Origin of the sequence: Pseudomonas sp. BF-RE-22 (assembly GCF_019956155.1) — a bacterium.
Taxonomy (GTDB): Bacteria; Pseudomonadota; Gammaproteobacteria; order Pseudomonadales; family Pseudomonadaceae; genus Aquipseudomonas; species Aquipseudomonas migulae.
The window spans coordinates 143,135-167,879 of sequence record NZ_JAHBDD010000003.1 but is presented as its reverse complement, the minus strand read 5'-3'; the positions used below and the strand labels follow the sequence as shown (position 1 = coordinate 167,879).

Sequence of the window (24,745 nt, the reverse complement as noted above, 5' to 3'; positions counted from 1 at the left end):
TCCTGCTCCGTGGGCCCGCCGCGATCGGCCATCCTTGGCCGTGCGCGGCTAACCCGGCATCCATGCCGGGTTGCCCACTGCGCAGAACCTCCACTCGGCCTCTCGAGGGGGCGCTCAGATCAAAAGCTGAAGGCGAGCTAACGCTCGGCCTGATGAGTGGTGAAAATCAAAAGCAAACGCGATTCCCTGTAGGAGCGAGGCTCGCCCGCGAAAAACGACCGGACAACGCGTTCATTCAGACAGCCCGAGTTATCGTTGGCGTCCATCGCCAGCAAGCTGGCTCCTACAAGGGAAATGCATATGCATTTGGATAAATACGATCAACTGTAGGAGCCGGCTTGCTGGCGATAGCGGTGGATCAGTCGACACATCTGTCGCCTAAAAGGACGCCATCGCCAGCAAGCCGGCTCCTACAAGGGAATGTGCAAACATCCAACATTAGTGCAGCCACCATGATGTGGGAGTGTGCACACGACCAAAGAGCCAGGTCGGCTTTCAGGCCGCCTCGGCGGCTGTGGCGGTAGTCGCCCCCTCGAGAGGCCGAGCGCAGGTTCTGCGCAGTGGGCAACCCGGCATGGATGCCGGGTTAGCCGCGCACGGCCAAGGATGGCCGATCGCGGCAGGCCCACGGAGCAGGACCGGAGCGAGGGCATGCCGAGCCTAGGCGAGGCACCGAACGAAAGGGGCAAAAGCGCTTGGTTACTTGGCGCTTCTCCAAGTGACTCGCCGTAAGGGCGAAACCAATAGCCGCCGTTACCCCAATAACAGATATGTCCCCCCCAAAAAACCCAAACACCCAACACCGCGAAAAACAGAATTACCGCAAACACGAGCCGTTTTCGCTACTCTGGCTCAAAGCACCCATCGCCCCGCCACTCACCCGACCGAGGCACCATGATCATTTCATCCGCATCCGACTATCGCGAGGCAGCCCGCCGCAAACTCCCCCGGTTCTTGTTCGATTACATCGATGGAGGCGCTTATGCGGAGCACACACTGAGGGCCAACAGCGCCGACCTGACGGGCATCAGCCTGCGTCAGCGCATTCTGAAAAACGTCGAAACCCTGAGCCTGCAAACCACCCTCTTCGACCAGTCCCTCGCAATGCCGATCATCCTGGCGCCGGTAGGCCTGACAGGCATGTTCGCCCGTCGAGGCGAAGTACAAGCCGTGAAAGCGGCGCAAAACAAAGGCATTCCCCTGTGCCTGTCGACGGTCTCGGTGTGTTCGATCGAGGAAGTGGTGGCGCAAAGCCAACAATCCATCTGGTTCCAGCTGTACGTGCTGAAAGACCGGGGCTTCATGAAAAACGCCCTGGAACGGGCCAAGGCTGCCGGGGTGAAGAACCTGGTGTTTACCGTCGACATGCCCACGCCCGGTGCCCGATACCGGGATGCGCACTCGGGCATGTCCGGACCGTTTGCGTCATCGCGGCGAATACTTCAGGCGATGACCCGACCCGACTGGGCCTTCAACGTCGGCGTCATGGGACGCCCGCACGATCTGGGCAACATCTCGAAGTACCTTGGCAAAGCCGTCACGCTCGAAGACTACATGGGCTGGCTGGCGAACAACTTCGACCCGTCGATCAGCTGGAGCGATCTGGAGTGGATTCGTGACTTCTGGAAAGGCCCGATGATCATCAAGGGCATTCTCGATCCTCAGGACGCGCGAGACGCCGTCAGCTTTGGCGCGGACGGCATTGTGGTATCGAACCACGGCGGACGGCAGCTGGACGGCGTGCTTTCCACCGCCAAGGCATTGCCGCCCATCGTAAAAGCGGTGGGGAATGATCTGACGGTGCTGGTCGACTCGGGGATCCGCTCGGGGCTCGATGTCGTGCGGATGCTGGCCCTGGGCGCGAAAGGTGTATTGCTGGGGCGATCCATGGCCTATGCCCTGGCCGCCGATGGTCAACGCGGGGTGGAAAACATGCTGGATATTTTCGCCAAAGAGATGCGCGTGGCCATGACGTTGACCGGAGTGACCTCGATTGCTCAGATCGATGAGTCGACGCTGGTGCAGGCGGTTCGTGAACTGAACGCTTGATCGTAAAAACGCCCTGTCAATGCAGGGCGTTTTCAATCACTCGACGTCTTTGAGAATCTCGAACTTCACCTGATCGGGATAGAACGCAATGTAGCCCCGAATCTGTTCTACCGACACCTTGGGATCTTCATAACTCCACGCCGCATTCGCGCCCTCATGCCCCGGGACCTGCAGGCTGAAATAGCTCGCATCGCCCTTGTAGGGGCAGTAACTCGTGTGGTCGGTGCGGGCAAAATACTTCTCGTCGATATCCTCCCGGGGCACGTAGTACACCGGAGGGTAATTGGCCTCCAGCAGCACCAGCGCGCGCGCCGACGCAGCCACCTGAATGCCGTGAAACTTCACCAACAGACAGCCGGGCTGCTCGGCGATGGTAATGACAGGGCTAGGACCGGAGCTTTTCATGAAATGCGTTCCTCGGGACGGTGAAAAACCTGTGGGAGCGTGCGATGCGGCAATCCGACTTGCCCGCAATGGGTCGCACAGTGCCCCAAAACTTGAGAACACAGCTTTGTCAGGTATAACCCAGATTTCATCAGCGTGACGGCTTCACAGCCGAACGGGGCGCTGAAGCTATCCGTCGCAGGACCGGCACAAGCGCAGAGGCGGATAACGTCAAATGCAGAAGCGAGATGCCGTTCGTTGCAATGACTCGAAACGCACGAGCTGTACATCCATACAGATAAAGATTGCTCCATCGCTCATCAGCCGCCATTCTGTGCACCTCCCGGCAATTGATGAACGATGGTGGTTATGCGGTTGTACCTCTGTGAAAAACCTTCCCAGGCCAAAGACATTGCGGCCGTGCTCGGCGCCCGGCGTCGCGGCGACGGCTGCTGGCTGGGAACGGACGTCACGGTGACCTGGTGCATCGGCCATCTGCTGGAAACCGCGCCACCGGATGCCTACGACGCACGCTACAAGCGCTGGGTGCTGGCGGATCTGCCGATCATTCCGGACAAATGGAAAATGACCGTCAAACCGCGCACCGCCAGTCAGTACAAGGCCGTCAAACGCTTGCTCGGCGAGGCCGATGAATTGGTGATCGCCACCGACGCCGACCGTGAGGGCGAAATGATCGCCCGGGAACTGGTGGAGCATTGCCGTTATCGCGGGCCGATCCAGCGGTTGTGGCTGTCGGCACTGGACGATGCGTCAATCCGCAAGGCATTGGCCGCGCTGAAGCCGGGGGCGGAGACCTTCAGCCTTTATCATTCGGCATTGGGCCGTTCACGGGCCGACTGGCTGATCGGCATGAACATGAGCCGGTTGTTCACGCTGCTGGGGCGCCAGTCCGGTTATCAGGGCGTATTGCCGGTCGGTCGAGTGCAAACGCCGACCCTGCGTCTGGTGGTGGACCGCGACCGCAGCATCGCCGATTTCGTCCCCGTGGCTTACTGGGCCATCGACGTGCAGCTGCTGCACGATGGCACCGCGTTCACTGCACAGTGGCGTGCACCGTCCGACGTTTGCGACGACCAGGATCGCTGCCTCAATCAAGCACTCGCACAAAAGGCAGCGGCGGCAATTGGCAACGCGGCGAGCGCCCGGGTGATCAAACTGCGTACCGAGCGCATGCGCGAAGTGGCGCCGTTGCCGTTCGATCTGGGCACCTTGCAGGAAGTCTGTTCGAAGAAACTCGGGCTTGGCGCTCAGGAAACCCTCGACATCGCCCAGGCACTCTACGAAACCCATAAAGTCATCACCTACCCTCGCAGCGACTGCGGTTACCTGCCGGTGAGTCAACACAGTGAAGCGCCCGGAATTCTCGCCGCCCTGCGGCAAGCAGATCCGACGCTGAACGCCTTGCAGGACTACCTTGAACCGCAACGGCGCTCACGGGCCTGGAATGACGCCAAGGTCAGCGCTCACCACGGCATCATCCCCACGGCTGCGGCAAAGAACCTGGATCGACTGGTGGGCAAGCAGCGAGCGGTCTACACGCTGATCCGCGCGCGGTATCTGGCGCAGTTTCTGCCCAACCATGAATACGACCGGACCCAGGCCGACTTCGACTGTGCCGGTGAAGCCTTGCGCGCGGTCGGCAAGCAGATCGTCGAACCCGGCTGGAAACGCGCCCTGCCCGAGGCCCTTGCTCCGGCCAAGGGCCGCGAAGTACCGGCGCCGCAAACACTGCCGACATTGAGCGAAGGCCGTGATTGCGCGGTGGCCGAAGTGAAGCTCAAGGACCTTTGGACGCAGCCGCCCAAACCGTTTACCGAGGGTGATTTGATCAAGGCGATGAAGAACGTCGCCAAGCTGGTGGAGGATCCACTGCTGAAACAGAAACTCAAGGACACCACCGGGATCGGCACCGAGGCCACCCGCGCCTCGATCATTCAGGGGCTGCTCGACCGTGGTTATCTGATCAAGAACGGCAAGGCCCTGGCCGCCACCCCGGCGGCGTTCAGCCTGATCGACGCCGTGCCACGCGCGATTGCCGACCCGGGCACCACAGCGATCTGGGAGCAGGCGCTGGACATGGTGCAGAGCGGCGAAATGAGCCTGGAAGAATTCGTCACCAAACAAGCGGCGTGGATGAGCAAGCAAGTTGCCCGCTGCTCCGGCCTGAGCCTGACTATCAGCGGGCCCGCAAGCCCTGCCGGGCGAGGTGCTACACCCTGGAAAAACAAACGCAAGCCGGCCAAACGCAAGCCATCGACCGGCGTCAAACGTGCAGCAAAAACGCCGGGTAAAGCTTGATGGCACTTCAAATGGACAGCGATGGTCTAGTGTTCTTCAAGCCCGGCTACAGCCCTGTTTCCTGAAAAGGCATCGACCATGATTATCGTGCACCACCTGAACAACTCCCGCTCCCAGCGCATTCTGTGGCTACTGGAAGAACTGGCCATCCCTTACGAACTGAAGCTCTATCAGCGCGATCCGAAAACCAACCTGGCCCCGCCGGAACTGAAAGCGATCAACGCCTTGGGCAAATCGCCGGTCATCGAAGACGGCACGCAGAAACTGATTGAGTCCGCCGCAATCATCGACTACCTGATTCGTCGCCATGGCGAGGGGCGCCTGCAACCCGATCCGTCCACCCCGGCCTACGATGAATACGTGCAGTGGCTGCATTTTGCCGAAGGCTCGGCCATGTTGCCGCTGATGTTGAACCTGTATGTCGGACGTCTCGGTGAAGCCGGCGCACCGCTGCATCCACGGATCAACTCGGAAGTGGCCAACTACCTCGGCTATCTGAACACGGCGCTGAGCCAGTCCGATTACCTGTTGGGCAAGGAACTCAGCGCAGCCGATATCCAGATGAGTTTTATAGGCGAAATCGCCCGCGCCCAAGGCAAGCTCGGCGACTACCCTCATGTAGCGGCCTGGGTCGAGCGCTTCCAGGGGCGCCCGGCCTATCAAGCCGCACTGAAGAAAGGCGGAAAATACGACTTCGCGCCTCACTGATTGATTCCGCTCTGAACAGGAGCCAGCCCGCATGCCCTCGATAGAACTGCACGCCGCTCAGCGCGACGAACTGGAAACGCTCGAAAACCTGATGCAGTTCTATATGTACGACCTCAGTGAGTGGCTGCCGCTCAAACTCGGCGGGCATGGCTTCTTCCGCATCCAGCCGCAACAGGACTACTGGCGCAACCCCGCAACCCGCCCGTTCCTGATCAAGGTCGACGGGGAGCTGGCCGGTTTTGTGACCGTGGATGACAACACCCACCTGCCTGGCGCCCAGTACAACATCGGCTACCTTTTTGTCAGCCGACGCTTTCGTGGCCAAGGAGTCGCGACGTTTGTCATATCTACCCTCTTGAGCCAGCTGCCCGGGCAATGGCAGATTTTCCACATCGACGCCAACCCGCCTGCACGACAGTTCTGGGCCCGTGTGATGCCAGACCTCACGGGTGACGCGTTCTCCCTGCATCAGCAGCCAGTGGACGGTTATCCCTGCACCTTTTACCGCTTCCAAAGCTCGCTGCCCTCGTCCTGAGGGGCGCTTTCAACCTGCTGCTTTCTAATTCCAAACAGCTTTGTCCGACAATATGTAGTGACTGAAAATAATCACTACAAAACCGTTGACGCCTCCGATTTGCCCTTGCATGATGCAGACATCTCCCCGATCGGGAGTACAGCAACATGTTTGAGCAAGCTCGTCTGACCGCCGAGCTGTTTTTCCCGGATACACGCTGCCCACAAGGCAGATTGAAGAAGCTGACCTGGCCCGAACGTCCAGTACAAGGACGAGAAGCGCTGGCGATCAATCCTCATGAAGCTTGTGGCCGACCCTGAAAACGTCGGCAGTGGCCTGAAGGTATTCGCTGCTTCTCTTCGTTGTGACGCTATTGCGTAGCAGTTATTCAACACGACTACATGCAACAGACGCGGAACCCCGTCACTTTAGACGGCCGAACGCTGACGTCCTGGTTTCGGTGCCAGGGATCAACTAACCGATGGGCTACTTGTATTAGCGAATCAACTTTGAAAGATCACCAAATGGTCAAGGGGCATATTATGAATCTGAACAATCAACCTACTATCGATGAACTGGCTCGTATGTTCGCTGCGCAAAAAGACAGCCACGACAGCCACATTCTGTGGATCAGCAAATCGGGCCAGGTTCATATCGATTGCCTGTCGCCGCATGCCCATGAAGCCGAGTTCGACCAGAACAACCAGAACCTGTTGGCCCGACTGAAAATGTACCGTCGCGGCCAGGGTTATGTCGGCAAGAAAGCTGCAGCCGACAAAGACTTCATCGGCAATGTCCTGCAAACGCTGAAGCAGGCCTGGGACTCGATGCAGAACCAGAATGAAGTTCGGGTGATTGATCGGTTCTACTGATAAACCATCGCAATAAAAAAGGCCCCGCTCGAATAAACGAGCGGGGCCTTTTTGTTTGTCTCCGGTTTGCCAAACAAAGCTATTGTTAAGCGTATCCGCTGTTGGTCACTGGAGACTTGCGATGAAAAACAAGCTGATATTCCCGCTGTTGCTGGTTCTGACAAGTGTTGCTCAGGCAAACAGCGTCGACGGTGTCCCGTCATTCGCGGTGGAGTGCCCCGGCAAGTTTCTCGTGCAGGCGGATCAGGATGGGCCGGTCATGATCAACGGCAAGGAAGCAGACACCAAAATCATCAGTGAGCGCCGCTTCGAAGCCAAAGGCTCCGGCATCACCCTGTCAATTGTCCTCGCCGATGACGATTCGGTCGCCGTGACCTCCACCGGCAAGGCCTCCAACGGCGTGTGCCAGTCAGTGGATGACTGACGTCGCCTCAACGGTTCCCAGCAACAGTTCCATGAAGGCCACCGACGCCGCGCTGTGGTAGTTGTTTTTACGCCGCAGCAGCGCGGCCCCGCGCTTGGGCGCCTCCCCCAGCAACGGGATCCTGCGTAACGCGCGGTCCTGAGTGGCGATGGGTTCCGGAAGGATGGTGGCAATCGCCGTGTGGCGAATGACTTCCAGCAAGGTGCTGACCGAGTTCACCTCGATGGCCACTTTTGGCGTGATCTGCTGCTCAGCGAAATACTCATCGATTCGGGTTCGGGTGACGAAGTCCGTGGCCAACAGGGCGAACTCCAGCTGAGCCACCGCTTCAGCGGATAACGGGACCCGGCTTTCGTACAACGGATGATCCCGCCCGACCATCAGGCCCAGCGTCTCGGTAAACGCCGGAATCGACTCGATGTCGGCATTCCTGACCTGATCAAATGCAATGGCGATGTCCAGTGAGTCATCCAGCAGCCCGGCCTCAATGTCGTCCATCGACAACTCGAAAATCTCCAGGTGAATGTTCGGATAGCGCGCCACGTAGTCGCGTACCAATGGCCCGACCAGATACGCCATGAACGTCGGCGTCATCGCCAATCGCAACGTCCCCCGGGACAAGTCCTTCACGTCATGCAACGCCCGTTTACCCGCCTCCAGTTCCACCAGCACCCGCCGAGCGCACTCGATGTAGGCCTCACCCGCATCGGTCGGCTTGACCGTGCGCGAGGTGCGGTCGAACAGGCTCACGCCGAGGGTTTCCTCCAATTGGCGGATCTGTTGCGACAAGGTCGGTTGGGACACGTGCAATGCCTCGGCAGCACGGGTGAAGCCGCCGTGGTCGGCGACCGCCAGCAAGTAGCGCAAATGTCGGAGCAACATCGGGATCAACCTATAGGCAGGACTTATGCAATGCATTGTATATCGGTCTTGGACGCTATGAATCAATCGACAGAAGATTGCTTCACACCCAAGCAGTACTCAACCCGATAGGAGATTCACCATGCAACAGTCCCACGCTTACAACGACCCGAGCCTGGCCCTGACCACTTCGATCCTCGATGCCAAGGCGCGTAAAAACCTGTCGTGGCAGGACCTGACCGACGGCACAGGCCTCGGCTTGGCCTACGTCACCGCCGCCCTGCTCGGTCAGCACCCACTGCCGGAAAGCGCCGCCAAAGTGATTGGCGAGAAACTCGACCTGGACGCCGACGCCGTGGCCCGCCTGCAAATCATTCCACTGCGCGGCAGCCTCTCTGGTGTGCCGACCGACCCGACCATCTACCGCTTCTACGAAATGATCCAGATCTACGGCACCACGCTCAAAGCCCTGGTTCATGAACAGTTCGGCGACGGCATCATCAGCGCGATCAACTTCAAGCTCGACATGAAAAAAGTCGAAGACCCGGAAGGCGGCTCCCGCGCCGTGATCACCCTCGACGGCAAGTTCCTGCCACTGCGTCCTTTCTGACTTGATCCCGGCCCGCACTCAAGTGCGGGCCAGTTCCAGAACCCCACTTGTTTCTTTGTTCACCACATTGGCCTGGAGGATGCCCCATGAAAAAAATTCTGTTGGTGCTGTCGTTGTTAGCGGGCATGTCTGCCCAGGTTCACGCAGAAGAAACGGCCGTCGCGTACGAGTACGGCATGAAACTGGACATCGCGCATGTCGTGAGCATCACGCCGATTGCCGATGAATGCGGGGTCGTTCCCGTGGAAATGACATACCAGGACTCCACAGGCGCCACCCACATTCTGGACTACGGCGTGTTTGGCACCGGCTGCTCGAACTGATCCCCCATCATTTGAAAGGAAATTCCCCATGAAAGCGCTCATCGACGGTTTTTTGAAGTTCCAGACAGAAGCCTTCCCACAACGGACCGACCTGTTCAAACACCTGGCCACCACGCAACACCCCGGCACGCTGTTCATCACCTGTTCCGACAGCCGTGTCGTACCGGAACTGCTGACCCAGCAAGAACCCGGCGAACTGTTCGTGATCCGTAACGCCGGCAATATCGTGCCCTCCTACAGCCCGCATCCGGGCGGTGTATCGGCCACGGTCGAATACGCGGTGGCCGTACTGGGCGTCACCGACATCGTGATTTGCGGCCATTCGGATTGTGGCGCGATGACAGCCGTCGCCAGCTGCAAATGCATGGATCACCTGCCCGCCGTCAGCGGCTGGTTGCAACATGCGGAATCGGCGAAGGTCATCAACGAATCCCGGCCTCATGCCAGCGACGCGGCGAAAGTAAGTTCAATGGTGCGGGAAAACGTGATCGCGCAACTGGCGAACATTCAGACGCACCCGAGCGTGCGACTGGCTCAGGAAAAAGGCCTGCTGAACCTGCATGGCTGGGTCTACGACATCGAAACCGGGTCGATCGATGCACTGGATGCCAACAGCCGCACGTTCGTGTCGCTGGTCGAACACCCAACCACGTGCGCCGTTTACGGCAAAGCGGTTGAAGCGGCTTGATCCGCGCACCAGAGGGCCATCGCCCTCAGCTGGCACCGTGCAGCCAATCAGCATCCGCGCTCAATAGCTGCGAAGTGAAAATGCAGCGCGCCCGATTCACGGAAGCGCTGCACCCCGCTTTATTTGTCTTCCGGTTTGGCTGACGAGGATGGCCGGATCTCCGGGTTTTCCTCGGCGTTAGGCGGTGTTGGGAAGCTTCCAGGCGTGAACACGTGAGTCAGCAATTCCCTGGCATCGATTTCATTGACACCACTGACCGTGCGAGCCAGCGCAACAGCCTGCTCACATTGCTTATGCGTGTTGACGCGACCGCTCAACATCACCATTCCCGCGAGGGTTTTGACATGGACTTGCAGGCCAAGGGTCGGATCGGCCAACGCCAAGGCCGACTTCACCCGGGCTGTCAGCCACGCGTCGTGCGCGGCCAATTCCAGCTTATGAGAGTAATGATCGAAGGATTGAAGTTTCATGGCGGACCCCTGTCTCAAGACGCAGTCGCAGACACCCTTAATTATAGTGCGGTCTGCGCTTGAGGTCGGGTTCTCAGCGTTTGACTGACAGATCGATCTGCGTCATGCGACTACGGATCGTGAACACACCGTCGCCCGAGAGAATCGCGCTGCGAGCGAACAGGCGACCACTCTCCCAGTTCGAAAGCCCCAGTTCCGGTTTATTCAGCGCGTACTGCCCGTCAACCCAACGGGTAATCCCGTTGCCGACAAAAGGTGCGTTGACTGCGTTGTAGAAGCGCTCATGCGCCTCGGCATCTTCACTGATCAACGACACGGTGAATTGCGGGCTGTAGCGATTGAACAAGGCGATGGCCTGGCCCAGGTCGTCGACGATCTTCAGGCTGACTTCCGGGGTTTCTTCCCATTCCCACTCGTGGCCCAACTGGTCTTCGGGCAGTGGTTCGGCCAACGCTTCGGTCTGGTAGCCGTCAGGGCGGTAGACCTCGACGGTTGCAGTCCGCCAACGGCCAGGCAAATACGTTTCGCTGCCCTCGACGATGTGCAACTTGCAGCCCTCTTCCCGGGCGCTGCCGGCTTTTTCCAAGGCGTCCAGAAACAGCGGCACCAGTTCGGCGGCGCGATCGCGGTGGATCAGGCAGACGTTCAGGGTGTTGCAGACTTTACGGTCCAGGGAATTGCGCACGACGGCGGCAAAACGCTTGGCGTCGGCGTCCTTATCGGCGACCAGCCAGGCGCCACCGGTGCCATGCAGGCTGACGGCAGTGCCGACCTGTTGCGCGATGCTGCCCAGCTGACTGACCGCACGCCCCGAGCCACGGGCCACCGCCAACGACAGGCGACGGTCGGCGAACATCGCCCAACCGGCGGCGTGATTGACACTTTCCACCAGCGACACTGCGCCCACCGGCAAACCGGCCTCACTCAATGCCGGATTCAACGCGTGGGTGACAATGGCTTGCGCCGTGCCCAAGGCATCGCTGCCAATGCGCAGCACCGCGGTGTTGCCGGTGCGCAACACGCCAGCGGCGTCGGCGAAAACATTCGGCCGGCCCTCGAAGACGAAGGCGACGATGCCCAACGGCGAAACCACCTGCTCGACTTTCCAGCCGTCATGCTCGACGCAACTGATCACTTTGCCGCGCGAGGCAGACGCATCGCGCCAGGCCCTGAGGCCCGCGATCATGTCACGACGCATGCGCTCATCGGCCAGCAACCGTGTGGTGGAGCGTCCACGCGACTTGGCCCATTCGATGTCGGCCCGGTTGGCCGCTTCGATCAAGTCCCAGCAGTCCTGGTTTTCCAGGCGTTGGGCAAAAAGGTCGAAAAACGCACTGATCGCCTGATCGGAAACGGCGGACATTGCCGTAAACGCCGCTTCAGCCCGCTCAATCGCGACCGCTGCTGCTTTCTGGTCTGCTACGGGAATCAGCAACAACTCGCCGCTGACCTGCTCCACCAACAGGTGGTCCCCGGGCTGAAAGCGCAAGGCCAGTTCGGGGCTGACCACAGTGACGCGGTTACCAGCGAAAGGGATTGGCGTGCCAGCGACTAGACGTTCGAGCGCAAGAGACATGAAGCGGTTTCACCATGCAATGGGCGGTCAGAAAATGTATAGCAAAATTTCTGGAGCGTCATTAACCGGTGGCCATCCAGCGCATTTCGTTCGATTGCGAAACCGTACGCAGATCCCCTGTAGGAGCCGGCTTGCTGGCGATAGCGGTGGATCAGTCAACGTGTGTATTGGCTGGACAGACGCCATCGCCAGCAAGCCGGCTCCTACAGGGAATCGGTGGACATATCCAAAATGAGCGGTCGCAGTAGTGAAGGAGAACGCGGACAACTGAGAAACAGGTCGGCTTTCAGGCCGCCTCGGCGGCTGTGGCGGTAGTCGCGCCGGCCACAACCCCGCGCTATCAGAACACCGACCAGCCAATCCGCTGGCTCAGCAGTTCCAGCGCGGCCATGCCCGCCAGTGAGTTACCGGCGGCGTTGAGTTCCGGTGACCAGACGCACACCGTGAACTGCCCCGGCACCACCGCGACGATCCCGCCGCCCACGCCGCTCTTGCCGGGCAAACCGACGCGATAGGCGAAGTTGCCCGCCTCGTCATAGAGGCCGCTGGTGGCCATGATGGAATTGACTTGCTGGGTCTGGCGGCCGCTGAGGATCTGTTCGCCGCTGTGCTTGCAGAAGCCGTCGTTGGCCAGGAAGCAGAACGCCCGCGCCAGGTCCACGCAGCTCATGCGCAAGGCGCAATGGCTGAAGTAGCTGCGCAGCACCGCTTCGACATCGTTGTGAAAATTGCCGAAGGATTGCATCAGGTACGCCATGGCGGCGTTGCGCGCCCGGTGCTGGTATTCGGATTCGGCGACCTTGCCGTCCACCATGACTTGCGGATTGCCCGACAGGCGCCGGACGAAATCGCGCATCGACAAGGCCGGTGCGGCAAAGCGCGACTGATTGATGTCGCAGATCACCAGTGCGCCGGCATTGATGAACGGATTGCGCGGGCGCCCGCGTTCGAATTCCAGCTGCACCAGCGAGTTGAACGGCTGCCCGGAAGGCTCGTGGCCCAGGCGCTGCCAGATGGCTTCGCCGGAATGTTCGATGGCCTGCACCAGGCTGAACACCTTGGAAATACTCTGCACCGAGAACGGCGTGTGGGCGTCACCGGCGCAAAACAGCTCGCCGTCGTTGCCATACACGGCGATGCCCAGTTGATTGGCCGGCACGGTGCCGAGGGCAGGAATGTAGTCAGCCACCTTGCCCTGACCGATCAGGGGCCGAACTGCGTCAAGGATCTCGTTCAACAGCGCTTGCATGCCGGGTTCCGAAGTCTCGCCCCAAGGGATTGCGGGGACACTGACGCTAGACGCTGGTGGTCAGCAGCGGATCACAGTTGTGAATTGGAATGCCATTGTAGGAGCCGGCTTGCTGGCGATAGCGGTGGGTCAGTCGACACATTTATCGCCTGAACGGACGCTATCGCCAGCAAGCCGGCTCCTACAAGGATTTGTGTAGGCCAAGGAAATTTAGGGGGTTACGTATCAGAGTGTGTACAGCCCCGTCCTTGACACACCCCGTCCATAAAACCCCACCCCAACGACACATCGCAGATACACCCGATTGATGAAATGTGCCTGTCGATTGGCTCAGCCGATCAAAGCGCTCAATTCATTCAATGCTACGGAGTATCACCATGTTCAAGCTCTCGACTTCCTCCCTGACCCTCGGCCTGATCATCGCCGGCGGCCTGGCCCTGTCCAACGTTGCGTCGGCCTCCGAGTCCGAAGCGTTCAGCATGAAACAACTGGCCCACGGCTACAGCCAGGCCCACGCCGACACCGCGGAAAAACCGGCTGAAGGCAAATGCGGCGAAGGTAAGTGCGGCGCCGGCGAGTAACCCTTGCGCGGGGCCGCGAGCCCCGCATCCCTGACTGAACGGAGACCACGTCCATGAACTCTGCAATCTCGTCGGCCGTGAAAGGCCTGCACCTGAACCTTGACCGTGCCGGTAGCTGGCTCGCCCCATTGACCCTGCGGTTGTTCATTGCCTGGGAATTTTTCGAGTCAGGTCTGGAAAAATGGAATGGCGAAAACTGGTTCGCCGACATTCAGGATCGCTTTCCGTTTCCCTTCGACCAGATACCGGCGACGCTGAACTGGGAACTGTCGATGTGGGCCGAACTGCTTTGCGCCCTCGCCATCCTCGTCGGCCTTGGCACGCGGATTTCGGCCATCGCGTTGATCGTGGTCACCCTTGTGGCGACGGCCGCCGTCCACTGGCCGGCCGATTGGTCTACATTGAGTGAGCTTGCTCAGGGTTACTCCATCAGCAACAAGGGCCACGGCAACTTCAAACTGCCGCTGATTTACCTCGCCGCCCTGATGCCGCTGTTGCTCTCGGGTGCCGGCAAGCTCAGTCTCGATACGTTGTTGGCTCGCTTCTTCTGGCGTCGCAACCACCGCTGAGGCGCCGGCGTTTCGATAACGTACCTGCCACTCCCAATAGAACAGGAGCAATCGCCATGAGTCTCACTCTCTACGGTTTTGACGGCAGTACTTATGTGCGCACAGTGAAGATGTTGCTGGTGGAAAAAGACGCGGACTTCGAGCAGGTGCAGGTCAACGTGATCAAAGGGGAACCACACCTGCCGGAGCATCTGGTGCGTCACCCGTTCGGCAAGGTGCCCGTCGTCGACCACGACGGCTTTCGGGTGATCGAAACCGGTGCGATCATTGCCTACCTGGACGAAGTCCTGCCCGGCCCGTCAATCACCCCGGACAACGCCCACGACCGTGCGCGCACGCACATGGCCCAGGGCATTTATGATTCCTACGGTTATGGCGCGCTGGTCTCGGTGTTCGGCTACCATCTGTTTCCCGACTTCATTGGCGGGCAGAATGAAGATTCGCGCAGCCTAGGCATCGAGAACTCGAAACGAGTGCTGCGCGAGTTGATGAAGATTAAAGGCACCGATCCGTATATCGCCGGCCTTGAACCGAGCATCGGCGACTTCTACCTGGCACCGGGTTGCGCCTACATCGCGATGACCCCGGATGCGCCGCAGGTATTTGCCGTGGACGGCTTCAACAGCTGGTGGAAACGGATGCAGGGGCTGACGAGCTTCAAAGCCACACAGCCGCATTAAGCTACGCCCCAACTCACTTGCGAAGACAGGAGCCACCATGAGCGTGACCACCCAATGGATCGAGATCGACAGCGCTGAAGGTAAATTCGGCGCTTACCTGGCGATTCCGCATACCCGCAAAGGCCCGGGGATTGTGCTGATCCAGGAGATCTTCGGTGTGAATGAACACATCCGCTCGGTCGCCGAGCAATATGCCGCCGACGGCTACCTGGTGATTGCACCGGACCTGTTCTGGCGCAACGGCCCGCGCATTGAACTGACCTACGACGAAGCCGGCTGGAAACGCGCCGTCGAATTGATGAACGCCACCGACGTCGGCAAAGCACAGAAAGACATCGAGCTGGCCATCGACGCTTTGAAAGCACAACCGGGTCTGGATGGCGGCATTGCCTCCATCGGCTACTGCTTCGGCGGCTTGCTCTCCTACCACACCGCTGCCAATGGCCTGGTGGACGTGGCGATCGCCTATTACGGCGGCGGCATCCAGAACCAACTGGACCGCGCCGACGAAATCGAAGTGCCGCTGCTGATGCACTTCGGCGAACAGGACAGCCACATCCCGCTGGAAGCCGTTGAGAAAATCGCCGAGCGTTTCGACAACAACGATAACGTTGAAATCGTGGTTTACCCGGAAGCCGAGCATGGCTTCAACTGCTCGCATCGCGACAGCTACAACCAGCGTGCCGCGGCTGAAGCCCATGGCAATACGCTGATCTTCCTGGGCATGGAGCTCTAAGACCGACACGCTTTGGGTAGGAGTCCGGCTTGCTGGTGATGGCGATTTCACTGACGCCTTCGCCGGCAAGCCTGGCTCCTACAGATCTCGGGTGTGTTCGGGGTCGCGGGTTGACGCAAAACCTGTAGGAGCCAGCTTGCTGGCGATGGCGATTTCAAAGACGCCTTCGCCGGCAAGCCGTGCTCCTACAGGTGAAGCGTTTACCGGTTGATCGTCATGACTTCCATAATCACAACTCTTCCGCTTGCGCAGTGTCGGCCAGCTTCGGCTGTGCGTTGCGCTCATGCACATGGCGATGCGGTGTCCGGTCGATGTTCAGGCTGAGGATTTCCGGACGGCTGTAGTGGCCGCGCCCATCCATCTGACGCTTGCGCACTTCGATCTGGAACAAGTCGATGTCGGCAATGACTTCACCTTCACCTTCGGTCAGTGCGCCGACGACTTCACCTTGCGGATCGATGATCGCGGTGTAGCAACCACCGGAGATCGGACCAATGCCGCAACCGGTGTCAGCCATGATTTGCGCCTGCTGTTCCGGGTACAACCAGGCCGTCGAGTTCACCACGAAACACGCCGATTCCAGCGCGTGCATGCGGATGCTGACTTCCATCTGGCGGGTGAACCGCTCACCGGCGAACGAACCGGGGTACATCGAGGCGTGAATCTGTTCGCCATCCTCGATCAGGGCATAACGCGCCAGCGGGTTGTAGTGTTCCCAGCAAGCCAGTTGACCAATGCGGCCAACAGCGCTGTCGGTTGCGCGCAGGCCGGAACCATCGCCCATGCCCCAGATCATGCGCTCATGATAGGTCGGCGAAATCTTGCGACGGGCCTGAATCAGGGTGCCGTCCGCATCGAACAGCAATTGCGTGTTGTACAGGGTACTGCCATCGCGCTCGTTGACGCCGATGGACACCACCATGTTGGCTTCCTTGGCGGCTTTGCCAATGGCATCGGTGGTCGCGGAAGGCACGACGACGGCCTGATCGAGCAATTTGTAGTGTTCGGAACCCATTTCGAACGGCGCCTGCACAAAGGAAAAGTACGGGTAGTACGGAACGATGGTTTCCGGGAAAACGGCGAACTGCACGCCTTTCTCGCCGAGTTCACGGATCTTGTTGACGACCTTTTCTACAGTGCCTTCACGGCTGTAGAGCACAGGTGCGATCTGGACGGCAGCGGCTTTGACGATGGTCATGGCGGTGATCTCAGTGGGGAATGGGCTTCAACGAGATCAAGATTACGCCAATAATATTTTGTCTTAAATGCCAAATACGCCACCTTTTAAGCCACGCAAATACCTTGCTGGCGATGGCGTATTTGAAATCGCCATCGCCAGCAAGCCGGCTCCTACAGATTACGCGGAGGTTCGGAATTGTGGTCCACGCAAGTCAACCTCGATTCGCACGCTGGATGACCTGCGGCGGTTGGCCGAAGGCGCGAATAAACGCCCGGCGCATCCGCTCGCGATCACCAAAACCGGTCTCTGTCGCCACCACATCGATGGCGTGCCGGCCGGTTTCCATCATCAGGCGCGCGGCCTCCACCCGCAGGTTTTCAATGGCCTTGGCAGGAGACTGACCGGTTTCGGCATGGAATACGCGACTGAACTGTCGCGGGCTGAGGTTGGCGGCACTGGCCAGCTCCTCGACCGACAGCTCGGACTTCAAATGCTGCTTGGCATAGGTCAACGCAGCTTGAATGCGGTCAGTCTTGGGCTCGAGTTCAAGCATCACCGAAAACTGCGACTGCCCGCCCGCGCGCCGGTGGTACACCACCAATTGCCGGGCCACCCGCCGCGCCACTTCTGCACCGAGGTCACTTTCCACCAGGGCCAATGCAAGATCGACACAGGCACTCATGCCCGCAGCGGTCCAGACGTTGCCGTCGTTGATGAAGATCCGGTCCTCCTCCACCTTCACCTTCGGGTAGGCCCGCTGCAGCGCCGGTGCATGGCACCAATGCGTGGTCGCTCGCCGGCCATCGAGCAGACCGGCCTCGGCCAGCGCGATGGCCCCGGTGCAGATCGAGCCGACCCGGCGAGAGCTCTGACTGGCGCTGCGCAGAAACGCCACCATGCCCGAAGAAACCGGGCGGATCAGGTTGTCGCCCATTACCAGCAGCGTGTCGAACGAGCGCTGATCGAACGCGGTGGTCTCCACGCCGAAGCCGGCGGAGGTCTGCACCGTCCCGCCGTGTTCCGACAACAAGGTGAGGCTGTATACCGGCTCGTCGGCGGCGCCGTTGGCCATTTCGAACGCCGCACACATGGCCAGGCCCAGCACCTGGAATTCGGGGTAAACGATGAGGCCGATCTCGTGCATGACGCCAATTCCTGATGACCGCAAAGGAGGCTTGATAGCTTTTAAGGCCATCTAACTTGCACTGTACGCCCTGATCAGGTCTACACCTAACGGAAAGCCGTTGGCCGAACAACGAGGCGCCGGCCGTGGTCGATGCGTTGAACTATGCGAAGTTCGGAAGGGATCGCGGCTGGCACTCAGTGCCGCGACATCAACCCATGCAGCACACCGAACCGCAAACCGGGCTCGGACGGTGTCATGTGCGAGACGCCGAAGACTTTGAACGCTGCCAGCATCAGCACCAGTCCGCCGGGCAGGATGCTCAGGCGGTGACTTTGCAGGCCCGCGAGCCTGAGTTGATTGACGTGCCCCACTTCCAGCAGGCGCAGCGACAGGCGCAACAGGCCGCTGTAGGTAATGCCGCTCTGGCCTTCGTCGTTCAAACCGTTGGCCTTGAGCACTTTGGCGAGCATCCGTGCGGTGCCTGATGAGCCGATCACTTGCTGCCAGCCCAGCGAGCGATAACGGCGCGCCACGCGCTCGAATTGCAGGGTGGCGACACGCTCGGCTTCCAGCAGCGCCGGGGCCGTGATGCGCCCTCCTTGAAAATAACGCGCACCAAAGGTGCCGCTGCCGATGGCAATGCTCTCGGTCAACAGCGGCTGCGCGCCCTGCCCGAGGATCAATTCCGTGGAGCCGCCACCGACGTCGATCACCAGCCGTTTGCGTTCCGTACCGGGAACCGTGTGAGCCACACCGGCATAAACCAGCCTTGCTTCTTCATGCCCGGAGATCACGTCGATGCGAAAACCCAGATGCCGCTCAGCGCTGGCCAGGAATAACTGGGCATTGTCGGCTTCACGCACGGCGCTCGTCGCCACCGCCCGCACACGACCGGGCTCAAAGCCGCGTAACTTTTTGCCGAATCGCGCGAGTGCCTGCCATCCGCGATCCAGTGCCATTTCGTCCAGCGCACCGCCCTGAAAACCCTCCGCCAGACGCACCGGTTCGCGCAGGGTTTTCACTTCCTGGATCACCAGTTGCTGATTCCGCTTGACCGACTGACCGATCATCATGCGAAACGCATTGGAACCCAGGTCGATGGCCGCAAACAGGGAGGCATCTCCTTTCATTGAGGTATTCCTTGCAAATTCATCTGTCAGCAGACCCAGGCCCACTGAACGTTCAAGACGGTTTGCAAGAATTTTTACATGGGTTCGATGACATCCAGATGACATCGCTAATGGGCCTCTCCGCCCTTGGGCTTATAGAAGAGAAACATGCTGGTCTCGGTGGTCTTGATGTATTTGCTGGCCCAATCGGGGTTCACGTTGCGGTCGTGAAAATACATCGCGCCGTGGGTGCGGTCGTTGAGCTGCTTGTTGAGCGCCTTGCGCGCGATTTCCTTGGCGATCGTGTATTGGGTTTCTTCCTGGACCTGATCGGAACGCCCGTCACACCACCAGGAAAACTGGCAATTCTTGGTTTCAGAACCTTGTTTGACCACCGCGCACACCGTGTCCGGAAAGCCCTCATGGCCCAGGCGATTCATCACCACGCTGGCCACGGCTTCCATGTCGGCGGAGGACTTGCCCTTGGCTTCCCAATAAATGGAGCGCGCCAGGCAGGTGATTGCATCGTCCAGCGGCGACGCGCCTGCCGGGTCGACCGCCTGCACTTCGGAGGTGGTAATCGCTTCGGACTTGGGCACCGGCACATCGGCCCCCTTCTCCGCCGCTTTCTGTTCCAGCACTTCGGCCTTGTTTTCGGCCGCTTCCTTTTTTTGTTCCTGTTCAGTCGCCGCTGCCTGGCCGCTGAGTAGCGTGATTGCAAAGCAGGTCGCTATCCAAATCAAGCGCATGATCGCCCCTTCTGAGTGGACTGGATTCAAGCAACAAAATGTCGACGCTGAGCGCCCCTGGCCGGCGACATCGCTTGATTGTAGTTGCCCGTTTTCATTTCGACAGACGGCCGACAACCTGTATTTCGGTGTGAAAAGGCATTGCGCTCACGGGGGTGAAATCGCGCATCATGGGCGCAGTCCGAACAAGGGAGATTTCCATGCGTGTCCTGCCACCCGTTTTGCGTCTTGCCACGTTTTCGCTGGGGCTGTTGTTCGCCATGAATGCACTGGCGGCCGACGAGAAACAACTGATCGACTCAATCAACGATTACCGCAGCCAGAACCAGCGGTGCGCAGGTCAGGTCTCGTCGGAACTGCCACCGCTGGCGGGTGATCCACGGCTGGCGTTGTCCGCCTCCAGCATCGGCAATCTGCAACAGGCCATGGTCGCCGCGAATTATCCGATGAAGAACGTGCAGGCGATCAGCCTGTCCGGGCCGCGCGATGCGGCGGCGGCGATGAAAGCGATCCAGGAGAGCTTTTGCCAGATCGTGCTCGATCCGCAATTCGTCGACATCGGCGTGAGCCGCCAGGACCGTGAATGGCGCATCGTGGTGGCCCGTCCATTGTTGAGTGCGCGCCTGGGCGACTGGCAGGCGGAAGGCCAGAAGCTGCTCGCCGAACTCAACGTCGCCCGCAGCCGTCCACGTCAGTGCGGCACGCAATCCTTTGCCGCCGCCACGCCGTTGACCTGGAACGCCACACTGGCGACAGCCGCCGAGACGCATGCGCGATCCATGGCCAACAACAATTACTTCGATCACAAGGACCGCGACGGTCGCACGCCGGGTGACCGGGCAGAACTGGCGGGTTACAGCGGCCAGCAGATCGGCGAGAACATCGCCGCCGGGCAAGACAGTGTGCGCAAGGTCGTCGATGGCTGGGTCGCCAGCCCCGGCCACTGCGCCAACCTGATGAACCCGCAGTATCACGAGCTGGGCGCGGCGTATGCGGTGGACCCGAAGAGCGATTCGGGGATTTACTGGACAGTGATGTTTGGTTCGCCGTAAACCGCATCTCCTGTAGGAGCGAGCCTGCTCGCGATGGACTTCAGGGCGCCGCGTTCATTCAGGACAACGCGTTATCGTTAACGTCCATCGCGAGCAGGCTCGCTCCTACAGATACAGGTCGGCGTTTGGCGTTGTCATAGACTCTGTCAATCAACTGGTCATCTAAAGTGATTGGACGCCCCGGCCCGTTGCTTCTAGCCTGCGCGCACTCATTTCGTGAACAGCGCCCTCCGACACAGGCAAAGCACCATGATCGTCCGCCCCAAACCCAATCTGATCAACATCCTCACTTCGCTCAAGGGCTCGATTGCCAGGAAAATTGCGCTGCGTTGTCTGATGGTGACGCTGCTGGCGTCCATCATCGTGCTCGTGGAAACCCTGCACCCCAACTACTTCGCCAAAGTGAACGCGACGCCATTCACCTTGCTCGGCCTGTCGCTCTCGATTTTCATGAGCTTTCGCAACAACGCCTGTTACGACCGCTGGTACGAAGCACGTAAAGCCTGGGGCGAAATGATCGTCGCGATCCGCTCGATGATCCGCGAAACCCAAGTGATCAAGGACGCGCACGCGCGGCAGACCATCCTGCGCAACCTTTGCGGGTTCGCCCACGCGTTGAACGCAAAATTGCACGGCAAGCGCGAACTGGACGCGGCTGGTGAGTGGCTTGAGCCGAGGCCGGACGACAACGCGCCGGACATCAGCGGACGTATTCTCAACCATGTCGGTGAGCAATGTTCAGCACTCGGCGAGTCCGAAGCCATCAGTGAGTTTCGCTACACGATCATGGCCAACCACCTGGCGAGCCTGAGCCGGTCGCAAGCGGCCTGCGAACGGATCAAGCACACGCCTCTACCCTTCGCCTACACCCTGCTGCTGCACCGCACGACCTACCTTTTCTGCCTCTTGCTGCCCTTCGCCATGGCAGAGTCGCTGGGCTGGCTGACACCGGTTTTCACCGCCATCGTCAGCTACACGTTCTTCGGCCTGGATGCGATTGGCGATGAATTGGAGGACCCGTTCGGGCGTGACGAAAACGATCTGCCGACCCATGCGATGGTGCGCAACATCGAGCGCGAAATCCTCGCGGCACTGGGTGAAACGCAACTTCCCCCGGCCCTTGAACCCGTCGATTTCGTGTTGAGCTGAAACGCCAGCGGGACAGGTTCAGGCCTGTGCCTGAACCACCTCGATCCCCAGTTTCCGATAATCCCCGACATCGCCCGACGCCACATGGCGCTCGGTGATCAGCGTATGAATGCGGTTGCACGGCGCGACCACAAACGGCTCGACCGCGCCCAGTTTGTCCGCCGTGGTGACGGCGATCACCTGCGAAGCACTGTCGAGCAGCGCCTGTTTCACCGGCACCTCATCGAAGTGCAACGAGCTGATGCCGACTTGCGGATGAATCGCGCAAACCCCGGTGAACAGCACATCCGCCTTGATACCCTGCAACAAGCGCAGGGTCTCGTGTCCGCTGACCGACATCGTCGCGAGGTTGAGTTGCCCGCCTGCCAGAATCACCTTGATGCCTTTGTATTCGGCCAGGGTGATGGCGGTCATCGGCGAGGTCGTGATGGCGGTGATGGAAATGTCCGAAGGCAACGAACGCGCGATCTGCAGCGTGGTGGTGCCGGAATCGAACATCACGATCTGGCCATTCTCCACGCGACTGGCGGCGAGCTGCGCGAGGTGGGTTTTCACTTCATCGGTTTCGCTGACCCGCGTGAAGTAATCCTTGCCCGTGTCCTTGGGCCGAGGCAGCGCGCCGCCGTGCACGCGTTGCACCAGACCGGCCGTGGCCAACTCTGACAGGTCGCGGCGGATGGTGTCTTCCGAAACGGCGAAATGCTGACTCAACTCGGAGGCCATGACCTTGCCGTCACGTTCGAGGATCAGCAGGATTTTCTGCCGGCGCAGATGAGGGAGTTCGGCGGCCGAGTGATGGTCGTGCATGTTTATGCCTGAGTTTGCGGGTTTGTGCGAGATTAGCCAAACCTTCGTGCAAACACAATCGATGCAGGGCTCAGGGGCCCCATCGCCGGCAAGCCGGCTCCTACAGGATTGCGGTGAAGCGTCAGTTGATCGCGACCTGAGCCACATGGCCCGAGGTCACCAGCGCCTTCAACGAGGTGTCGAACTGTTTCAGTGCATTCACTTGCAATGCGGTTTGCTGATCGATCTGCGCGGCGATCTCCGGTGCGGCTTTGCCATGCACCCAGACCGAAGGCATTTGTTGTGTGCGCGAGCCCTCGGCCTTGCCGATGTATTGCAGGTTCGAGTCGTAGAATTTGGCCATGAACCGCGCTTCAACCTGGTTGTTACGCTTGGACACCAGACGGCTGTAAGTGTCGAGCATCACCACCACGTCCGGGTGCGCCTGCACCAGCGCATCGAGGTTGTCGTAGACCGTCACCGAGGCAAACTCTTTCTGCAACGACCCCATCAGCCAGTTGATCGCCCGTTTCGGATCGGAGCTGTCGACGAAGGCGCTGCTGATGCGTGAATCCAGTTCAGGGTTCTTCGCGCCGTTCATCGCGACCGAGTGGTACTGCTCAAGGTATTCGAGGGTGCTGACAGTGTTTTCGCTGTAGAGCACGCCCACTGATTGCGCGTGTTGCAACATCGCGGCGCTGTCGGCGACCGGCGGGAAGTGGCAGGACTGTTCGGCGGCGTATGCCGGCACGGTGGCGGCAACGCTGCCGGTCAGGACAGCGACAAGGGCCAGCAGGGTAGAGATTCTCATCACGCAGGTTCCTTCGGTGGCGAATTCGGTATGTGGCTATCCTCCTCCCTTGGCGAAAAAACAGAACTTGCGATTCTTGATGATGGTTATTGATCAAACGAATGGTTGCGGCAAAAGGGACCGTTACCCCCTAGCCTCATGCCCCCGGCCGATCAGCAACCGGCGCATGCTGCGCCATCAACTCGACCACCCAATCAATAAACACGCGCAGCTTCAGGCTGATGTGCCGGTTCGGCGGGAAGGCCACATACAAGGGCATCGTCTCGAGACTCCAGTCCTCGAACAGCGGTACCAATTCACCGCGAGCCTCGTAGTCCCGGGACATGTATTTGGGCAGCCAAAGCACACCGAGCCCGGCGAGGCCCGCCGCAAGAAATGCGTTGCCATCATCGACGGCCAGCACATAACGTCCTTTGACCTGCACACGCTCACGTTCGTTGTACATCGCGTAGGGCACCGGTTTGCCGGTGCGCGCCCACAAAAAGCCGACGACTCGATGATCCGAATCCTCCAGCTCTTGCGGATGCAAAGGCACGCCGACGCGAGCCAGATAGCTCGGTGCTGCAAACACCCCAAGCGGCAGGTCAGCGACACGCCGGGCCATCAGCGACTGGTCCATCAGCTCGCCGCCGCGCACCACGCAATCGACGTTTTCATCGATGATGTCGACGATGCGATCGCTGACGCCCATGTCGATCTGGATGTCCGGGTATCGCGCATAAAACGCAGGCAATGCCGGCACCAGAATCATCCTCGCCAGCGGGCTCGGCACATCCACGCGCAGCCGGCCTCTGGGCAACGTCGACGCACCGGACAGGCTGGTTTCGGCATCGTCCATGTCGGCCAGCAGCCGCAACACCCGCTCGTAATAGACGGCGCCATCAGCCGTGACGTTGACCTTGCGCGTGGTGCGGTTGAGCAACTTGACGCGCAACCGGGCCTCCAGTTGCTGCACCAGTTGGGTCACGGTGGTCTTGCTCATGTGCAGGGTTTCGGCCGCCTTGGTGAAACTGCCCGCCTCCACCACGCGCGCGAATGCCTGCATTGCATCAAAACGGTCCATTGCAGCCCCAGGTATCGATAGGATTGTTTGGATATCACAAACAGTGCTGGCCAAGGTTGCTCGTTTATCGCCCCGATGCAAGTCCTTACAGTCCCTTCATCGTTCAC

The 24,745-nt window shown here is 59.9% G+C and carries 27 protein-coding genes; 15 read left to right on the top strand and 12 right to left on the bottom strand.

Annotated features, from left to right (window positions below; genetic code table 11):
- Window positions 1-894 precede the first annotated feature (894 nt).
- A complete protein-coding gene (gene lldD, locus KGA82_RS02695; protein ID WP_223449566.1) occupies window positions 895-2,049 on the top strand; it encodes an FMN-dependent L-lactate dehydrogenase LldD in 1,155 nt (384 codons plus the stop codon).
- Window positions 2,050-2,085: 36 nt separating this feature from the next.
- Here lldD and KGA82_RS02690 read toward each other — a convergent pair whose 3' ends face one another.
- Window positions 2,086-2,454 (bottom strand): DUF427 domain-containing protein, encoded by a 369-nt coding sequence (locus KGA82_RS02690; RefSeq protein WP_008028168.1) that lies wholly within the window; start codon window positions 2,452-2,454, stop codon window positions 2,086-2,088.
- A 348-nt stretch (window positions 2,455-2,802) separates the two neighbouring features.
- On the opposite strand from KGA82_RS02690, the gene KGA82_RS02685 reads away from it, so the two are divergent.
- The 5 genes from KGA82_RS02685 to KGA82_RS02665 all read left to right on the top strand — a co-directional run bounded on the left by KGA82_RS02685 (window position 2,803) and on the right by KGA82_RS02665 (window position 7,270).
- Window positions 2,803-4,752 (top strand): DNA topoisomerase III, encoded by a 1,950-nt coding sequence (locus KGA82_RS02685; RefSeq protein WP_223449565.1) that lies wholly within the window; start codon window positions 2,803-2,805, stop codon window positions 4,750-4,752.
- Window positions 4,753-4,830: 78 nt separating this feature from the next.
- Complete coding sequence (locus tag KGA82_RS02680) at window positions 4,831-5,460, top strand: glutathione S-transferase family protein (protein ID WP_223449564.1); 630 nt, start codon at window positions 4,831-4,833, stop codon at window positions 5,458-5,460.
- A 31-nt stretch (window positions 5,461-5,491) separates the two neighbouring features.
- On the top strand, window positions 5,492-5,995 hold the full coding sequence (locus tag KGA82_RS02675) for a GNAT family N-acetyltransferase (protein WP_223449563.1): 504 nt from the start codon (window positions 5,492-5,494) through the stop codon (window positions 5,993-5,995).
- Between the two features lie 521 nt (window positions 5,996-6,516).
- The gene (locus tag KGA82_RS02670; RefSeq protein ID WP_008028159.1) at window positions 6,517-6,846 is read left to right on the top strand and encodes a hypothetical protein; all 330 of its coding nucleotides are present in this window, start codon (window positions 6,517-6,519) and stop codon (window positions 6,844-6,846) included.
- A 121-nt stretch (window positions 6,847-6,967) separates the two neighbouring features.
- A complete protein-coding gene (locus KGA82_RS02665; RefSeq protein ID WP_223449562.1) occupies window positions 6,968-7,270 on the top strand; it encodes a hypothetical protein in 303 nt (100 codons plus the stop codon).
- Here KGA82_RS02665 and cynR read toward each other — a convergent pair.
- Window positions 7,256-8,152 carry a transcriptional regulator CynR gene (gene cynR, locus KGA82_RS02660; RefSeq protein ID WP_223449561.1) on the bottom strand — a complete coding sequence of 299 codons (897 nt, stop codon included), beginning with the start codon at window positions 8,150-8,152 and terminating at the stop codon, window positions 7,256-7,258. The genes KGA82_RS02665 and cynR overlap by 15 nt on opposite strands.
- A gap of 121 nt (window positions 8,153-8,273) precedes the next feature.
- Between cynR and cynS the strand changes: the two genes are divergently transcribed.
- The 3 genes from cynS to KGA82_RS02645 all read left to right on the top strand — a co-directional run bounded on the left by cynS (window position 8,274) and on the right by KGA82_RS02645 (window position 9,752).
- Complete coding sequence (cynS, locus tag KGA82_RS02655) at window positions 8,274-8,741, top strand: cyanase (protein ID WP_201112519.1); 468 nt, start codon at window positions 8,274-8,276, stop codon at window positions 8,739-8,741.
- Window positions 8,742-8,827: 86 nt separating this feature from the next.
- Window positions 8,828-9,064 carry a DUF2790 domain-containing protein gene (locus KGA82_RS02650; protein WP_223449560.1) on the top strand — a complete coding sequence of 79 codons (237 nt, stop codon included), beginning with the start codon at window positions 8,828-8,830 and terminating at the stop codon, window positions 9,062-9,064.
- 28 nt (window positions 9,065-9,092) lie between these two features.
- Window positions 9,093-9,752, top strand: coding sequence for a carbonic anhydrase (locus KGA82_RS02645; protein WP_192416027.1), 660 nt, complete (start codon window positions 9,093-9,095; stop codon window positions 9,750-9,752).
- Between the two features lie 119 nt (window positions 9,753-9,871).
- On the opposite strand, the gene KGA82_RS02640 is transcribed toward KGA82_RS02645, so the two are convergent.
- The 3 genes from KGA82_RS02640 to glsB form a co-directional block, all read right to left on the bottom strand.
- Complete coding sequence (locus tag KGA82_RS02640) at window positions 9,872-10,222, bottom strand: BON domain-containing protein (RefSeq protein WP_008043954.1); 351 nt, start codon at window positions 10,220-10,222, stop codon at window positions 9,872-9,874.
- A gap of 73 nt (window positions 10,223-10,295) precedes the next feature.
- A complete protein-coding gene (locus KGA82_RS02635; RefSeq protein WP_223449559.1) occupies window positions 10,296-11,798 on the bottom strand; it encodes an aldehyde dehydrogenase family protein in 1,503 nt (500 codons plus the stop codon).
- Between the two features lie 340 nt (window positions 11,799-12,138).
- Complete coding sequence (gene glsB / locus KGA82_RS02630; protein ID WP_008028142.1) at window positions 12,139-13,047, bottom strand: glutaminase B; 909 nt, start codon at window positions 13,045-13,047, stop codon at window positions 12,139-12,141.
- A 377-nt stretch (window positions 13,048-13,424) separates the two neighbouring features.
- On the opposite strand from glsB, the gene KGA82_RS02625 reads away from it, so the two are divergent.
- From KGA82_RS02625 to KGA82_RS02610, 4 genes are read left to right on the top strand one after another with little or no spacing between them, the layout of a single operon-like run.
- Window positions 13,425-13,628 carry a hypothetical protein gene (locus KGA82_RS02625; RefSeq protein ID WP_008043946.1) on the top strand — a complete coding sequence of 68 codons (204 nt, stop codon included), beginning with the start codon at window positions 13,425-13,427 and terminating at the stop codon, window positions 13,626-13,628.
- Window positions 13,629-13,681: 53 nt separating this feature from the next.
- Window positions 13,682-14,197, top strand: coding sequence for a DoxX family protein (locus KGA82_RS02620; RefSeq protein WP_223449558.1), 516 nt, complete (start codon window positions 13,682-13,684; stop codon window positions 14,195-14,197).
- Between the two features lie 56 nt (window positions 14,198-14,253).
- On the top strand, window positions 14,254-14,877 hold the full coding sequence (locus tag KGA82_RS02615) for a glutathione S-transferase family protein (RefSeq protein ID WP_223449557.1): 624 nt from the start codon (window positions 14,254-14,256) through the stop codon (window positions 14,875-14,877).
- A 37-nt stretch (window positions 14,878-14,914) separates the two neighbouring features.
- A complete protein-coding gene (locus tag KGA82_RS02610) occupies window positions 14,915-15,613 on the top strand; it encodes a dienelactone hydrolase family protein (protein ID WP_223449556.1) in 699 nt (232 codons plus the stop codon).
- A gap of 229 nt (window positions 15,614-15,842) precedes the next feature.
- Here KGA82_RS02610 and KGA82_RS02605 read toward each other — a convergent pair whose 3' ends face one another.
- The 4 genes from KGA82_RS02605 to KGA82_RS02590 all read right to left on the bottom strand — a co-directional run bounded on the left by KGA82_RS02605 (window position 15,843) and on the right by KGA82_RS02590 (window position 19,777).
- Window positions 15,843-16,811, bottom strand: a complete 969-nt coding sequence (locus tag KGA82_RS02605) for a nitrilase-related carbon-nitrogen hydrolase (protein WP_223449555.1) — start codon at window positions 16,809-16,811, stop codon at window positions 15,843-15,845.
- A gap of 193 nt (window positions 16,812-17,004) precedes the next feature.
- Window positions 17,005-17,937, bottom strand: coding sequence for a GlxA family transcriptional regulator (locus KGA82_RS02600; protein WP_008044201.1), 933 nt, complete (start codon window positions 17,935-17,937; stop codon window positions 17,005-17,007).
- Between the two features lie 176 nt (window positions 17,938-18,113).
- Window positions 18,114-19,049: a phosphatase gene (locus tag KGA82_RS02595; RefSeq protein ID WP_008024127.1), complete on the bottom strand. Its 936-nt coding sequence runs from the start codon at window positions 19,047-19,049 to the stop codon at window positions 18,114-18,116.
- A gap of 107 nt (window positions 19,050-19,156) precedes the next feature.
- Window positions 19,157-19,777 carry a cell wall hydrolase gene (locus tag KGA82_RS02590; protein ID WP_223449554.1) on the bottom strand — a complete coding sequence of 207 codons (621 nt, stop codon included), beginning with the start codon at window positions 19,775-19,777 and terminating at the stop codon, window positions 19,157-19,159.
- A 200-nt stretch (window positions 19,778-19,977) separates the two neighbouring features.
- Here KGA82_RS02590 and KGA82_RS02585 point away from each other — a divergent pair, with 200 nt between their 5' ends.
- Window positions 19,978-20,829: a CAP domain-containing protein gene (locus tag KGA82_RS02585; protein ID WP_223449553.1), complete on the top strand. Its 852-nt coding sequence runs from the start codon at window positions 19,978-19,980 to the stop codon at window positions 20,827-20,829.
- 249 nt (window positions 20,830-21,078) lie between these two features.
- Window positions 21,079-21,978 carry a bestrophin family protein gene (locus KGA82_RS02580; protein WP_223449552.1) on the top strand — a complete coding sequence of 300 codons (900 nt, stop codon included), beginning with the start codon at window positions 21,079-21,081 and terminating at the stop codon, window positions 21,976-21,978.
- Between the two features lie 18 nt (window positions 21,979-21,996).
- Here the strand turns inward: KGA82_RS02580 and KGA82_RS02575 are convergent, their stop codons facing one another.
- From KGA82_RS02575 to KGA82_RS02565, 3 genes are all read right to left on the bottom strand, one after another.
- Window positions 21,997-22,785 carry a DeoR/GlpR family DNA-binding transcription regulator gene (locus KGA82_RS02575; protein WP_192229311.1) on the bottom strand — a complete coding sequence of 263 codons (789 nt, stop codon included), beginning with the start codon at window positions 22,783-22,785 and terminating at the stop codon, window positions 21,997-21,999.
- 121 nt (window positions 22,786-22,906) lie between these two features.
- Complete coding sequence (locus KGA82_RS02570; RefSeq protein ID WP_223449551.1) at window positions 22,907-23,575, bottom strand: ATPase; 669 nt, start codon at window positions 23,573-23,575, stop codon at window positions 22,907-22,909.
- Between the two features lie 136 nt (window positions 23,576-23,711).
- Window positions 23,712-24,638, bottom strand: a complete 927-nt coding sequence (locus KGA82_RS02565; protein WP_008024114.1) for a LysR family transcriptional regulator — start codon at window positions 24,636-24,638, stop codon at window positions 23,712-23,714.
- Between the last annotated feature and the right edge of the window lie 107 nt (window positions 24,639-24,745).